Source organism: Daejeonella sp. H1SJ63, assembly GCF_029360775.1.
Classification (GTDB): Bacteria; Bacteroidota; Bacteroidia; order Sphingobacteriales; family Sphingobacteriaceae; genus Daejeonella.
Genome location: NZ_JARKMZ010000041.1, coordinates 95,027 through 110,438, shown reverse-complemented (window position 1 = coordinate 110,438; position 15,412 = coordinate 95,027). Strand labels below are relative to the sequence as shown.

Annotated in this window: 13 protein-coding genes; 12 read left to right on the top strand and 1 reads right to left on the bottom strand. The window is 39.1% G+C overall.

What is annotated here, in order from left to right; translation table 11 throughout:
• Positions 1 to 349 precede the first annotated feature (349 nt).
• The 5 genes from P2W72_RS14830 to P2W72_RS14810 all read left to right on the top strand — a co-directional run bounded on the left by P2W72_RS14830 (position 350) and on the right by P2W72_RS14810 (position 5,079).
• Positions 350 to 604: a type II toxin-antitoxin system prevent-host-death family antitoxin gene (locus tag P2W72_RS14830; protein WP_276364143.1), complete on the top strand. Its 255-nt coding sequence runs from the start codon at positions 350 to 352 to the stop codon at positions 602 to 604.
• Positions 601 to 858: a Txe/YoeB family addiction module toxin gene (locus P2W72_RS14825; protein ID WP_276364140.1), complete on the top strand. Its 258-nt coding sequence runs from the start codon at positions 601 to 603 to the stop codon at positions 856 to 858. The genes P2W72_RS14830 and P2W72_RS14825 overlap by 4 nt, the downstream gene beginning before the upstream one ends.
• 132 nt (positions 859 to 990) lie before the next feature.
• Complete coding sequence (locus tag P2W72_RS14820; protein ID WP_276364137.1) at positions 991 to 3,180, top strand: acylase; 2,190 nt, start codon at positions 991 to 993, stop codon at positions 3,178 to 3,180.
• A 6-nt stretch (positions 3,181 to 3,186) separates the two neighbouring features.
• Entirely contained in the window at positions 3,187 to 4,107 is a 921-nt protein-coding gene (locus P2W72_RS14815; protein WP_276364134.1) for an alpha/beta hydrolase, read from the top strand.
• Between the two features lie 45 nt (positions 4,108 to 4,152).
• Positions 4,153 to 5,079, top strand: a complete 927-nt coding sequence (locus P2W72_RS14810) for a hypothetical protein (RefSeq protein WP_276364131.1) — start codon at positions 4,153 to 4,155, stop codon at positions 5,077 to 5,079.
• Here P2W72_RS14810 and holA read toward each other — a convergent pair.
• Positions 5,069 to 6,100 carry a DNA polymerase III subunit delta gene (gene holA, locus P2W72_RS14805; protein WP_276364128.1) on the bottom strand — a complete coding sequence of 344 codons (1,032 nt, stop codon included), beginning with the start codon at positions 6,098 to 6,100 and terminating at the stop codon, positions 5,069 to 5,071. The genes P2W72_RS14810 and holA overlap by 11 nt on opposite strands.
• A gap of 109 nt (positions 6,101 to 6,209) precedes the next feature.
• On the opposite strand from holA, the gene P2W72_RS14800 reads away from it, so the two are divergent.
• The 7 genes from P2W72_RS14800 (at position 6,210) to P2W72_RS14770 (ending at position 15,384) form a co-directional block, all read left to right on the top strand.
• Positions 6,210 to 6,683, top strand: a complete 474-nt coding sequence (locus P2W72_RS14800) for a type I restriction enzyme HsdR N-terminal domain-containing protein (protein ID WP_276364150.1) — start codon at positions 6,210 to 6,212, stop codon at positions 6,681 to 6,683.
• Positions 6,684 to 7,055: 372 nt separating this feature from the next.
• Entirely contained in the window at positions 7,056 to 10,220 is a 3,165-nt protein-coding gene (locus tag P2W72_RS14795; RefSeq protein ID WP_276364125.1) for a TonB-dependent receptor, read from the top strand.
• Between the two features lie 33 nt (positions 10,221 to 10,253).
• Entirely contained in the window at positions 10,254 to 11,999 is a 1,746-nt protein-coding gene (locus tag P2W72_RS14790) for a RagB/SusD family nutrient uptake outer membrane protein (RefSeq protein ID WP_276364122.1), read from the top strand.
• A gap of 463 nt (positions 12,000 to 12,462) precedes the next feature.
• Entirely contained in the window at positions 12,463 to 13,200 is a 738-nt protein-coding gene (locus P2W72_RS14785) for an acyl-CoA desaturase (RefSeq protein WP_276364120.1), read from the top strand.
• 400 nt (positions 13,201 to 13,600) lie between these two features.
• Positions 13,601 to 13,930, top strand: a complete 330-nt coding sequence (locus tag P2W72_RS14780; RefSeq protein ID WP_276364117.1) for a metalloregulator ArsR/SmtB family transcription factor — start codon at positions 13,601 to 13,603, stop codon at positions 13,928 to 13,930.
• A 62-nt stretch (positions 13,931 to 13,992) separates the two neighbouring features.
• Positions 13,993 to 14,838, top strand: a complete 846-nt coding sequence (locus P2W72_RS14775) for an arsenite methyltransferase (protein WP_276364114.1) — start codon at positions 13,993 to 13,995, stop codon at positions 14,836 to 14,838.
• Positions 14,839 to 14,958: 120 nt separating this feature from the next.
• Complete coding sequence (locus P2W72_RS14770) at positions 14,959 to 15,384, top strand: hypothetical protein (RefSeq protein ID WP_276364111.1); 426 nt, start codon at positions 14,959 to 14,961, stop codon at positions 15,382 to 15,384.
• Positions 15,385 to 15,412 lie beyond the last annotated feature (28 nt).

Sequence of the window (15,412 nt, the reverse complement as noted above, 5' to 3'; positions counted from 1 at the left end):
CAGCTAAGCACACAGGGTTGAGCCATAGAGCTCGAGGATGAAATTTTACAACTCTTGGCTGTGTTTTTTTAATTAATTAACAGAAGTATAAACCCGTTGACTTTAACTAGTCAACATTAAATATTTACGGATGAAACCTAACACGATTTTATTCATATTCTTTACGTAATTTAAAAATGTTTCTAAATATTAGATTTTTTATTAGAGTATCAAATTATAAATGTCCCGGACTTACATTTAAGCAAATGTGATAAAGACTCCTTACATTATAAATATACTCAAATAAATTTATCAAACACAATTTCATGTACGTATATTTGTACATAATTAAGTACATAAAAACCAAATCATGTTAACAACATCCATTTCAGATTTCAGGAAAGACATCAAAAGATACTTTGATAAAGTCACAGAGAACTTTGAGACATTGATTATTAATCGTGGTAAAGACAATGGTGTTGTCATTATGTCTTTATCAGAATATAATTCATTGCGCGCAACCCAACATGAACTTTCTTCAAAGGAAAATGAAAGGAGACTGGATTCAGCAATTGAAAAACTGAAAGCCGGAAATTCCATGAGTAAAAATCTTCTTGAAGAATGAAATTCATATTTGTAGACGAATCCTGGGAAGATTATTTGTTTTGGCAAAAAACCGATAAAAAGAAATTGAACAGGATAAATGATCTGCTAAAAGACATCTCCCGAAATCCATTTCAGGGAATTGGAAAACCAGAACCACTTAAATATAAATATTCAGGATTTTGGTCGCGTAGAATTGATGATGAACATCGATTAATTTATCAGGTGAAAGATGATGAAATTTTAATTGCAAAGTGCAGATTTCATTATGATTAAAGAAGTATTATCCTCGTCCGTATTTGTAACGCGGACGATAATGGTGACAATTCCTGAATATCTCATTCCCATCCGTTTTCCTGATTCTTCCCTCATTCAAAAGCATTATATTTAGCCTTAAATATTATGCTGATGATTCGTATCACTTTCATTCTTCTTTTCCTTTTAGCATCCGGATTCTCAACAGGATCCGCAAACAGGACACTTAGTGAAAAAGAGCGATGGAACAGACATGCATCTGATACCGAGATCATCAGGGATGATTTTGGAGTACCACATATTTATGGTAAAACGGATGCCGATGCCGTTTTCGGCTTATTATACGCCCAATGCGAGGATGATTTTAACCGTGTGGAGCAGAATTATATCTGGGCAATCGGCAGGCTTGCAGAAATAGAAGGCGAAAATGCTATTTACAGTGATCTTCGTGCAAAGCTTTTCATGACTCAGAAAGAAGCCGAAATCAAATATCAGAACAGTCCGCAATGGTTAAAAGATCTTTGCCTGGCCTTTGCCGATGGTATTAACTTCTATCTGGCAAAACATCCTGAAGTAAAACCCAAACTACTCACACGTTTTGAACCCTGGATGCCCATGTATTTCAGCGAGGGATCCATTGGCGGGGATATCGAAAAGGTATCAACCCGAAAAATCGGAGAGTTTTACGGAAAGCCCGATGCTGGCATGATCCCCAAGATCATGACAGGCTCCTTACTTCTGAAAGACAATGAGCCACGTGGTTCTAATGGATTCGCTGTTTCGGGTAAACTGACCCAATCAGGTAATGCCATGCTGCTGATTAATCCGCATACCTCCTTCTTTTTTCGGGGCGAAGTACATGTACAAAGTGAACAGGGCCTAAATGCCTATGGTGCTGTAACATGGGGTCAGTTTTTTGTCTACCAGGGATTTAATGAAAAAACAGGATGGATGCATACCACTTCTGATGTTGATATTATTGATGAATTTGAAGAAACCATCGTCAGGAACCCTAAGGGTCTGGGCTATAAATACGGCAATAAAATAAGACCGCTCGACTCTCTGGAACTGAGTTTGAAATACAAAAGTGAAAACGGCTTTAAATCAAAGAAATTTACGCTATACCGCACCCATCACGGTCCGGTAACACATGCATCAGGAAATAAATGGGTTTCTACTGCAATGATGTGGGATCCTGTCAAAGCGCTGCAGCAATCCTTTCTGCGTACAAAAAATTCAAATCAGAAAGAATTCCATCAAATGATGAACATCCGTACAAATTCATCCAACAACACCGTTTTTGCAGATGCTGATGGAAATATCGCCTATTATCATGGAAATTTCATCCCTAAAAGAGATACAGTCTTTGATTATAAAAAACCGGTTGATGGAAGTAATCCTAAAACAGATTGGAAAGGCCTGCACGAGCTTAAAGACAATATATTTCTCCTGAATCCGGCAAGCGGCTGGATTCAGAACTGTAATTCTACACCTTTTACCAGTGCCGGAGCATCCAGTCCGAAACCTGGGGACTACCCCGGCTATATGTCCTATTCCCCTGAAAATTACCGTGGAATACATGCCATTTCACTATTGAGTAAAGCAAAGAATCTGACTATCGACAGGATGATTGACCTTGCCTATGATCCTTACCTTCCCGGAGCGGAGGAATTGATCAGGGGACTGATACAGGCTTACGATAGCAATCCTCTGAATAATGCGGAGATGAAAACGGCTATCAGTCTGCTTAAAAACTGGGACTTTAAAGTATCTGCCGCTTCAAAAGCAATGACCATCACTCAATTCTATCTGAACTCCTATAATAAATCGGGCAAAATTCCGGCAGGATTGCACTTTATGGAGAAGGTGAACTATATGAGCTCAAAGTCGCCTGTTAATGAACGTCTGAAAATATTTGCAGCGAGTCTGGCTGATTTGAAAAAAGATTTCGGTACTGTAGAAACGGCCTGGGGAGAGTTTAACCGTTATCAGCGAATTAATGGCGATATTAATCAAAATTTCAGCGATGCATTGCCAAGCATTCCAATTGGTATGGCTTCAGGAGAATGGGGTGCACTGGCATCCTACGGAACAAGGAAGGGTGAAAACACGAAACGTCAGTACGGAGTATCGGGGAATAGCTTTGTGGCTGTGGTAGAATTCGGGGAAAAAGTACAGGCTAAAACCATGCTGGCAGGCGGACAGAGCGGAGATCCGAAATCACCTCATTTTGATGATCAGATGCAGAGATATGCCGACCGGAAATTTAAAACTGTAGCCTATTATCGTCAGGATGTTCTGAAACGGGCCGAATCAAAATATCATCCCGGTGATAAAAAGTAGAAAATTATGAAAAGAATTTTTAAGACAATCCTCTGTTCAATTATCCTGTTTAACACAAATACTGTGAATGCACAAGAGATCATACCGCTTTATACAGGCGAAATCCCTAATAGCAAATCTGTTGTCAATAAAGAGAAGTCTGAGCTGGGAGCAGACGGAGTTTTACGTATCAGCGAAGTGTCTGTACCTGGTCTGAGTATTTACAAAGCCGAAAAGTCTTCAGGGAAAAGTTCCGCAGTGATCATTTGCCCGGGTGGCGGTTATAAAATCCTCGCTGCCTCACATGAAGGGGCGGATGTAGCCAGAGAATTGAATAAAATGGGGATTACTGCATTTGTCCTGAAGTACCGTATCCCTGACGATTCAACTATGCCAGATAAATCAATCGGTCCGCTGCAGGATGCACAAAGAGCGATACAGATAGTGCGCGAGAATGCCGAAAAATGGAATATTGATGCTTCAAAAATCGGGATCATGGGTTTCTCTGCCGGAGGCCATCTGGCAGCCAGCGCATCTACCCGCTACGAAGAAAAGCTGATCGAAAATCCAAAGCAAACCTCCCTCCGACCTGATTTCTCCATTCTGATTTATCCTGTAATCAGTTTTATGGATGGATTAAGGCATAAGGGCAGTCAAACGAATTTACTTGGATCTGATCCCGCCCCACAGAAACTGGAAAGATATTCCAATGAACTGAATACAACAGCTCAAAGTCCGCCGGCCTTTCTGGTACATGCCGGTGATGATGCTTCTGTTCCGGTAGCAAACAGCATCAGCTATTACGAATCACTTTTGAAGCATAAAATTTACAGCAGTCTGATCATATATCCCCACGGAGGGCATGGCTTTGGCATGAATAACAAAACCATTGCCGATAAATGGATGGATAACTTAAAAAACTGGCTGAATTCAATCAATATGCTTTAAATCTGCAATCCATACATCTCAATATTTTTTATAATTTCAGGCCCGATGAAATTATACCCTTTTGCGCTGTTTCTTTTCCTTTCACAAGTGTTTGTATCCTGCGGTCATATCAGCAAAATGGCTGAAGAACCCGTACCTGCATTTACCGCAATTAAAGGAATTAAATACACAGAGATAAAACGCCGCTTCAACAACGGACTTTCATTCACTGATCAGGGATTTCAACTGGAACCGGAATGGAATCTTTATTTCAATGCCGATGATTCGGTAAGAATCTACAGTCCGGAGAAGAAACAATACATGACCTACCGCATATTCCACAGTCATAAAGCACTTTTCCAGTTTGCCCGCGAATGGATCAGAGTTAAACATGTAAGTAAAGACAGTCTGATTTTTCAGGTGATGGAGCTGGAATCGAGGGTAGTAATGGAAGATCTTTCGAATATTACTATGACACTTTATTCAGATGACTATATTAAAAATGTGCTTAAAACTACTGCTGAGAAGCTAAAGGCTCCATCAAAGGAAGATAGTCTGTTCATTAAATACCGTGCAATACAGGCAAACAGCCACCCCGACAGCGCCTTTGCTGCCCGTAATCCCGTTGTTTTTAAAAGCAAAAGCAAAATTTTAAGGGTTGAAAAGATCAAACCGGCTCTTGATCCCTATCTGGGTTTTGTAAACCGCTCTGAGGAATATCTGTATCCTGAATACAAAATCAACATCAGCAAAGCTTATAACGATTTCCAGTATTCATTTGAAGCAAGAGTGGATCATACCGGTAAAATGCATTTCAAAAAATTTCTGGTACCCGTAGAACCCGAATTCCTGGAAACAAAAACCAAAGTTGCACAGGGAATTATCGATGTTTATCTCAGAAATTTATTGGAAGTTACACCCGGAAATACACTTGGATTTCCTCATGCAAGCGTAGTTAATCTGCATGTGATCGGAAAGAAAATCAGTGAATGATCTTAAACATCAGTTCTTTCATCAGCTCCCCCTGTTCAGTATTTCCACTGGCATCAACACCCTTGGTTTTCAGATCACACTCCCTCAGATAGCTGATCACTCTGAAAACCTTCTCCTTACCATAGTTCCTGCCTGCTGTTTCATAATCCTTTACAAAAAAAGGCGCTACACCTAATTCACGGGCAAGCCCCTGCGGAGAACGATCGCTCGCATAATGGTATTTCAAAATTTTAGTAAAGTATGAATTTAATGCACCCAGGATCAACGGTATCGGGTTATTTTTCGGATTATCGGCAAAATAATTAATAATCTGATTTACTTTATACGCATCCCGCTTTGCAATGGCATTCTGCAGTTCAAAAACATTAAAATCTTTACTAATGCCTATATTGTTCTGAATATCAGTGGTATTGATCAGATGCCCCGGTTTTACATTCAGCATCAGCTTTTCCATTTCATTCGAAACTTTTGACAAATCGCTGCCGAGATATTCGGCCATCAATGCAGCAGCCTGAGGCTGAATTTTATACCCCTTTTCTCCGGCAAAACTCTCGATCCATCCGGCCACTTTCGTTTCATGAATAGGAACCGACTCAAAAACAAGTCCCTTTTTCTCTATAGCCTTATAAACCTTTTTACGTTTATCAAACTTCCCGTGACGGTAGCAAAACACCAGAATGGTACTCGACAATGGATTATCGAGATAAGAAAGCATCGGATCTCCTGACTTTTTATCATCATCTCCCTCCTTACCCCACTTCAGTTCCTGAGCCTCTTTAACCAGCACTACCTGATAATCACTCATCATGGGATAACGTTTGGCAGCATTAAGAATACCGATAACATCAGAATCCTTCCCATATAAAACGGTCTGGTTAAAGCCCTTTTCAGCCTCACTGAGCACATGGTGTTCGATATAATCACTGATCTTATCAATATAATAGGATTCTTCTCCATGAAGAAGATAAACCGGTTTAAATTTCCGGGCTTTCAAATCTTTTAGAATATCGCTGACAGTCATCTCTGGCCGAAATTACAAATTAATGCAATCTTTTGAGGCTCAATACCACGATAAAAAATTAAACAATCAGGAGTACAAAGATTTAAAGGATTTTGTGAAATTTACAGCCATGTTCGAGCCCACGCCATTAAACCTCCCCCAATATCCTCTGAGGATAAAACAGGACGATAAGGGCACCTATATCTTCGACGATATCCGTAAAAAATTTCTCGTACTTACCCCCGAAGAATGGGTCAGACAACATCTTGTACACTTTCTGATTCATGAGAAAAAGTATCCGAAATCACTTATTCAGCTCGAAGGAGGACTCAAATTAAACAGCAGACAGAAGCGTTCAGACATCCTTATTTTTAATAATACAGGGCAAAAAGTATTACTGGTTGAATGTAAAGCACCTTCTGTAAAAATAAGCCAGGATACATTTGACCAGATAGCCCGGTATAATTTTGTTCACCGGGTCCAATGGCTGCTGGTTAGCAATGGGATACAGCACTATTGTTGTGAGATTGATTTTGAGAAAGAGATTTACAGGTTTGTTGAAGAACTACCGGAATATGGACATCTAAACCCAGATAGCCAATAAGCCCTGTCCTGATTCAAACAAAAGCTTACTGAAATCATTTTCCCCGGCATTTTTTGGCCAATCCGGGCCAAGTTACAAAATCCTGTCGCAGCAGATCAACACCTCGATTTTTTTGAAATACTCAGTTAAATCTATCCTTCAGTAAACAATCTTACTGACCGTAAGACCTTCGCTCCCTGTATTATCCCAACCTTAACCCTTAACCTTATATTCTCATTTTTTTAATTATATGATAATAGATAAAGCCTGATTTATAAACATGCGGGTTATACTATTGTGAAAATTTATCACCCATTTAAATACTTAAAAGAAAACAAAAAAATGAATGTTCTTTACACATTTTTCAAAACTGCACTGTTAATATTTCTCTCAGTGCTAGTATTTTCGAGCCATGTACTCGGGCAGGGAATCGTATCCGGAATAGTTACGGATGATCAGCAAATCCCGCTGCCCGGTGTAACTGTTTTGGTTAAAGGCAGTGCAACCGGTACAACTACCAATAGCGAAGGAAACTTTAGCATTAAGGCCAATAGTGGGCAGACACTTGTTTTTCGCTTCATTGGGTTTGAATCTCAGGAAGTATTAATTCAAGCACAAACCTCGTTACGAATTCTGCTAAAAACTGATTCCGAAGCATTAAATGAGGTTATCGTTGTTGGCTACGGTACTCAGAAGAAAGCAAATTTAACGGGAGCTGTTGATCAGATTGGAAGCAAATATTTTGAAAGCCGTCCATTAACCAATATTACCCGGGGTTTGCAGGGTGTAATCCCGAATCTCAATATAAAAATGACAGACGGAAAACCTACCCGCGGTGCAACCTATAACATACGTGGAATAACTTCTATCGGATCCGGGGGAAGTGCCCTTGTATTGGTCGACGGAGTACCCGGAGATCCGAACACATTGAATCCAAATGATATTGAGAGCATTTCTGTACTTAAAGATGCATCATCTGCAGCCATCTATGGAGCCAGAGGAGCATTTGGGGTAGTGCTGATTACAACAAAAAATCCGAATAAAGATAAAATACAAGTTAATTACAGTACAAACTATTCTCTAAATCAGAGAACCACAACTCCGGATCTTATTTCTGACGGCTATATCTGGGCAAAAAACTTTGATGAATCATTTAACTCATGGAATGATTACCTGTCACATCCGCAAAGCATAAACTCACAATTACCCTTTTCCCTTTCAGATCTCGACTCTCTTAAGGCACGTTCCGAAAATCCTTCGCTTCCCAGGATTTCTATTAATCCTGTAAATGGCAATTATCAATATTATGGCAGTACTGACTGGTTCAGGGAATTATACAAGGATAATAACGGATCAATGGAACACTCTCTGAGTATTGGGGGTGGAACTGAAAAGATCAACTTTATGGTGTCGGGAAGATATTATACGCAGGAAGGAATTTTCAGATATAACTCCGACGATTTCAATAAGTATAATTTCAGAGTAAAAGGTAATATAAAGATAAATGACTGGCTTAGTTTAAATACTAACTCTGATTTTTCAAATGATAAATATACCTATCCATTGACTTCGGTTGGAGGACTTAATGCTGTTTGGAGAATGATGGCTGTAACAGCATTTCCCGTTTCCCCGATGCTAAATCCCGATGGAACAATGTCTATTGTAGGTGCATATTCAATAGGCGACTTTTATTATGGGAAAAGTAAATCAGCTGCTAAAGGAAGTTTTAACAGAAATACAATTGGTTTTGAAGCAAATCCTATTAAGAACAGGCTGAGTATCAAAGGAGACTTCTCTTATCTAAAAACCGACAACAGTGATGAAAGGAAGTTTTTCCCTGTACCATATAGCATAAAACCTGGCGAAATGATCACTTCAGGACTAAACTATTTATCGGAAAACACTTCAGCCAGAAATTATTATGTTTCAAACTTGTATGGAGAGTACTCACTGCCTTTGGGTAATCATAATGTGAAATTCTTAGCCGGAGGAAACCTGGAATATGATCAGCTAAGAAACAGATTTACTCAAAGAGACGGTTTACTTGTTGACGATCTGGTAGATTTTAATCTTGCCACCGGACTGAACTACAGAGTAAACGGAGGAGGTGAAGAGTGGGCAACTGCAGGTATATTCTACCGTACAAATTACTCCTTTAAAAATAAATACTTACTTGAGCTCAATGGACGGTACGACGGATCTTCAAAATTTCCTAAAAACCAGGCATTTGGCTTTTTCCCATCCGCTTCAGCCGGATGGATACTATCTGAAGAAAAATTCCTTCAGGGCAGCAAAAACTGGCTGGATAATTTAAAAATCAGGGCTTCTTATGGTTCATTAGGAAACGGAAATATTGCTCCATACAGCTTTATGGAAACCATATCACCGGCATTATCAAATGTAATCTCTAACGGAGTTTTCCCTAACTATATACAAAAACCGGCAGTCCTGCCTAATGGACTTACCTGGGAAAAATCTACAACGCTTGATATAGGAGCTGATCTTGGACTATTAAACAACAGGTTTACAACCACTTTTGATTGGTATCAGAGAAAAACAACAGATATGATCACAAGCGGACAGCCATTGCCGGCTGTATTCGGCTCAGCGGTACCAAAAGGAAATTTTGCTGATCTGCTAACAAAAGGCTGGGAATTTTCTGCTACCTGGTCTGACAGAATCGGGACTAATAATCCACTGAGCTATAGCATACGATTTACGCTTGCTGATAATATCTCCAAAATTACCAAGTTTTACAACCCGAATAATCTGCTTTCATCTTATTATGAAAATCAGCGACTTGGGGATATTTGGGGTTTCCAGACTGAAGGCTTTTTTGAATCTGCCCAGGACATAGCAACACATGCAAATCAGAGTTATTTCGTGGTATCAAACGCCAATAAATTGCTTCCTGGTGATATAAAATTCAGGGATTTGAATAATGACGGAAAAGTAAATAACGGCAAAAACACGTTAGATGATCCGGGAGATCAGTCGATCATTGGTAATTCCTCTATCAGATTCCCCTATGGTATTACAGGAGATCTTGGCTGGAAAAACTTTTCGCTTTCATTCTTTTTCCAGGGAATTGGCAAAAGAGACTGGTATCCATCAACAGAAGCAGCATTTTTCTGGGGACAATCAAACCGGCCTTATAGCTTTTTACCTGCTTTCAATCTGAACCGCTGGACTCCGGAGAACCCTGACCCTAATGCCTACTTCCCACGCTACAGAGGATATACTGCATTGTCGGGAACAAGAGAACTGGCCGTTAAACAGACCCGATATCTTCAGGATGCAAGTTATATCCGTCTGAAGAACCTGACGGTCGGATATTCATTGCCATCGCCCGTCTTAAAAAAACTGAAAATATCTTCATTAAGAGCATATATAACAGGTCAGAACCTGTGGACCTACTCCAGGATGTTTAAGGTTACTAAAAACTTCGACCCTGAAGTTATTGAAGGTTCCGATCCTGAGATTAATGCGGGTGGAGGTGACGGATTTTCATATCCAATGCAAAAAAGTTTTACTCTGGGGATCAACCTGGGAATCTAACTAACATTTTATAAATCATTAAAATACAAGAACATGTATAAAATATTTATTCCTTTACTGATAATCGCAGCATTTACTTTTACATCCTGCGAAAAATACCTCGACCTGAAACCCATTGATAAACTTACCCCGGAACAGGCTTTTGCAAATGAAAACAATCTTCAGCTATATGTTAATTCCTTTTATGCTCAGATGCTGCCCGATGGGCCGAGCATCTATCAGGGAGATGTTATGTCGGATATCACGGTACCCAATGCAGTACCCAACTATATCGGAGGCAGGTTAAGCAGTCAGGATGCAACAGGATGGAGCTGGGGTGATCTGAGAAACATTAATTATTTTCTTGAAAATTACAATAACCCTGCAATTCCGCTAAAAGCACGAAACCATTATGCAGGTATTGCCAGATTTTTCAGGGCCTATTTCTACTATCAAAAGGTTAAACAATTTGGTGATGTGCCATGGTATGGGCATACGCTGAATGTAGATGATAAGGATATGTATAAAGGTCGTGATTCCCGCAGTGTTGTGATGGACTCGGTTCTGGCTGATATTGATTTTGCAAGCGATAATATCTACAGCACCAAGGACAATTCAAGCACACGAATCACTAAATGGGTAGCTCTTGCATTAAAATCAAGAATATGCCTTTTTGAAGGTACGTATAGAAAGTATCATCCTGAAGCTGCATTAACATCTTCTGCTGATAAGTGGTTACAGGAAGCTGCAAATGCATCAGACTTGCTGATCAAAAGCGGACAATACAAGTTACATAATACCGGTAATCCAAATACTGATTACCGGGCACTGTTCATAAGTGAAAACCCTGTATCAAACGAAGTTTTATTGGCCGCTGTTTACAATAACGCATTAAAGAAATGGCACAATGCCGCATGGTGGTTCAACAGCGCAACTTTGGGAGCACGTTTAGGTCTGGATAAAAAATTCATTAATACCTACCTTAATTCAGACGGCAGCAGATTTACTGATGTTCCGGGTTACAGCACAATGGAATTCCAGAATGAAGTAAAAAACAGAGATAAAAGATTACAGCAAACAATCAGAATGGGGAGTTATAAAAGAACCGACGGATCTCCTGCCCCACCTGATTTTACAGTAACCTACTCGGGCTATCAGATCCAGAAATTTTCTATGGATGATAAGTACTTTGATACAAGAACAGAAAGTTATAATTCAATTCCAATCATAAGATATGCAGAGGTACTGCTTAATTATGCCGAAGCAAAAGCAGAGCTGGGAACCCTAACTGCGGCCGACTGGAACCTTACAGTCGGAGCACTTAGAAATCGTGCCGGAATTACCGGTACAGCGATGCCTGTAAGTCCTGATTTATATTTACAATCACAATTTTTCACAGGTATAAGCAATGCAGCTTTGCTGGAGATCAGGAGAGAAAGAGGAATTGAATTGGTATCTGAAGGTATTCGTTACGATGATCTGCGTCGCTGGAAAGCCGGTAAACTACTCGAAAAAGTATATGAAGGTATTTATGTACCGGGCAAAGATCAGCTTCTTGATTTAAATGAGGATGGTAAACCCGATGTCAGCTTCGTAGATAAAGTACCGGCAATCCGGGTTAGCGGGGTTACTTATTTTGTACTCGATAATAACTCATCAAAGTTATCGCAGGGAAATAAAGGGAACCTTATATGGCTTAGCAATACACCTAAGTCATATGAAGAGAAACATTACTTATACCCAATACCAGCGAATGAGATCTTATTAAACCCTGCTTTAATTCAGAATAAAGGATGGTAATTCAATAGTCAAACAAACCCTCGTCATTATGGCGGGGGTTTGTTATTTTACTTCAATCTGTTAAATTGCATTAACAGTACATAAATTATATAATACCTGAGTAATAAGTACATAGCACATGCAGATTATCCAATATTTGTGTGATTAATTATCAATAGGTTACATAGCATGCTGATACAAGTCGGGAAGAAATCAAACCGGATATTCTCTTAAGCAAGATACCCACAGCACATATAAAAGGGATTCACTACCCTGACAGCCGGTTTCGAATAAATGTTTTCGCTCCGGATTTAGATTATTATCTTATCTTTAGAACCAACAGGGTAAGCTATCTCAGGATAAATTGCCTTCCGGCAGGAATATTTAGTATTTTTCTGTTTTCAAATCTGATTAACCCTCACTCGTTCTAAATTCATCTCTTACAAGGTGGCCATTACTTGTGTATAACACCTTTTGATATTTTATGGCCATTCTGATATTTTTTATTGCCCATTGGTTTCTTTCTCTGTTCTTTCAAACTTTTTTCCAGCACCGGTACGCTTCGCATCGGATGTTTACCATGTCAAAAGGCTGGGAGCGTATTTTTTATTTCATGGCATTTATCTTTGAAGGAGCCTCATTCTTAAATCCCCGGGCATATGCGATGATGCACAGAGAGCACCATGCCTACAGTGATACGGAGAAAGATCCGCACTCGCCTCATTTCTTTACGGATGTTTTTCAGTTGATGAAAGCCACTATTATCACCTTCCGTGATCATTTAAAGCGCAGTAAAGATCCGGAAGCACGCTTTCAGGGATATTATCCGGAGTGGCCGCTAATTGACAGAATAGGCTCATCCATTGCCTCAAGGTTATTATTCGGAGCAGCATATACCTGGTATTATGTTGAATTCGTACCTAAAGGATCTGAATGGATGTATATTCTGCTACCAATTCATTATCTGATGGGGCCATTGCATGGAGCCATCGTAAACTGGTGCGGGCATAAATACGGCTATTCAAATTTTGATAATAATGATCAATCCAGAAATACAAGTCCGGTTGATTTACTGATGCTTGGAGAACTGTTCCAGAATAATCATCACCGTTACCCAAACTCGGCTAATTTTGCTAAAAAATGGTTTGAGTTTGATCCGGTTTACCCTATTATGAAACTCATGCACATGATGGGAATTATTAAATTTAAGAAATATGTTTAAGAAAGAACTAACGACCGTATAAGCCGGGTTAAAACAAGTATCTTTTGATGAACACTAAGAATCCGGAAGCCAGATCACTCTCAATCTCCTTCCCCAATAAACATACCAGTATGATCAGGCTGAAAGATCTAAAACCATCAGAACCCATTTCCCAAAGTGAATTCTAAATGCCCAAAACATCCGGCAATTGGACTTAAAGAATATGTTCTGTGATTGAATTACTGACGGAGTAATTGCCAGACAACTTATTTTAAGTGTATTCGCGGATAATTTTGTAAGCCATTTCTAAAATATACCTCATCTATTTACCTGATACTCCAATCCATCAATGTGATTCGAATGAATTAAAATTAAAAAAATTTGCAGAATACAATTATTAATCGTAATATTGCGATATAATATGGGACTAACGAAATCTGAAATATTTACAAAAGAGCAAAATGAGCTTGCACAATTGCTAAAAGCGCTTGCCCACCCTGCCCGCATTGCAATCATACAGTATATCATTCAATCAAAAGTCTGTATCTGCGGCGACCTGGTTGATGAACTCGGATTAGCACAGGCAACCATATCACAGCATCTTAAAGAGCTTAAGAATGCCGGAATTATCAAAGGAACAATTGAGGGTACAAGTGTTTGCTATTGTCTGGATCCTCAGAAATGGGAAATGATAAGAGACTTAACTGCCGACTTCTTTTCCTCGGGACTTTGCAGGGAAAATTGCTGTTAAAAAAATTTAAAATATATTATCGCAATATTACAATAGAACATTAACAATAAATTATAAATACAATGAAAACGGAATCAGAAATCAAAGAAATGGTAAAACAGAAGTACAGCGAGATTGCTTTACAGGATAAGACCACCAACCAGTCATCCTGCTGCGGCGCCGGATCATGCAGTACCGAAGTTTATAATATTATGAGTGATGATTACACAGAAATGAACGGTTATAATCCGGATGCTGATCTGGGTCTTGGTTGTGGCTTACCTACACAGTTTGCCGCAATCAAAAAGGGAGATGTAGTTATAGATCTGGGTTCAGGTGCCGGAAATGATTGCTTTATTGCAAGAGCTGAAACCGGTGAAAGCGGTAAAGTGATTGGAATTGACTTTACAGATGCTATGATCAATAAGGCACGTGAGAACGCCGAAAAGCTAAACTTCAACAATGTTGAATTCCGTCAGGGAGATATAGAGCACATGCCGGTAAGTGCAAATACAGCAGATGTAATAGTCAGCAATTGCGTTCTTAACCTTGTACCAAACAAGAACAATGTTTTCGCTGAGATATACAGAGTTTTAAAGCCCGGCGGGCACTTCAGTATATCAGATGTTGTACTTCAGGGAAATCTTCCTGATCAGTTAAGAAATACTGCTGAAATGTATGCAGGTTGCGTTTCAGGAGCTGTTCAGAAAGATACTTATATGGAACTGATCAAAATCAATGGTTTCAGTAATATTAAAATCCAAAAAGAGAAAGCTATCATCATTCCGGATGATATCCTTGCAAATTATCTTTCAGCAGCTGAACTTGAAGCATTCAAATCAGGGGAAACCGGCATATTCAGTATCAGCGTGTATGCAGAAAAGCCGAAAGAGCCGGCTGCATGTACACCTGGCGGAGGTTGTTGCTAAGATTATATAAGCCGGCTAGCTTTGTAAAAGCTGGCCGGCTTATAAAACCAGCCTGATAATCAGTCATTTTCAAAACCTTTTTTACTCAATCCACGTATCAATGGAAAAAGATTGATCATTATGACTTATCAGTATTATATCAGTAATTATCGTTCATTAAGAACAGAAGTCCCTTATTGGAAGTTTTCTATTGTCATTACTCTTATTCTGGTTCTGAATATCATTGGCTATAATTTTGAATATATTGCGGTTATAACCATGAATTTGACCCTGAGCTTAATACTTTTTCTACTTATTTTCTCTTATTTTCAGAAATATCAAAAAGTACCCTTCGTTGAAATAAACAATGAATCATTAAATTATTTCGATGCCGAAAAAAATGAAATTATAAAGGTATGTGTAAAGGATATTACCTATATCAGCACCAAATTTTGTGAATTAAGAGTACATACCGATGAAAAGATTCATGTTCTTTACTTAAATGCAATCAGAAATGAAACAAAGCGCTGGGAGATCAAAGAAAAGATCAGAACATTAAAAAGCTGACAGAATTTTAAACCCCGCCAGCCTTAAA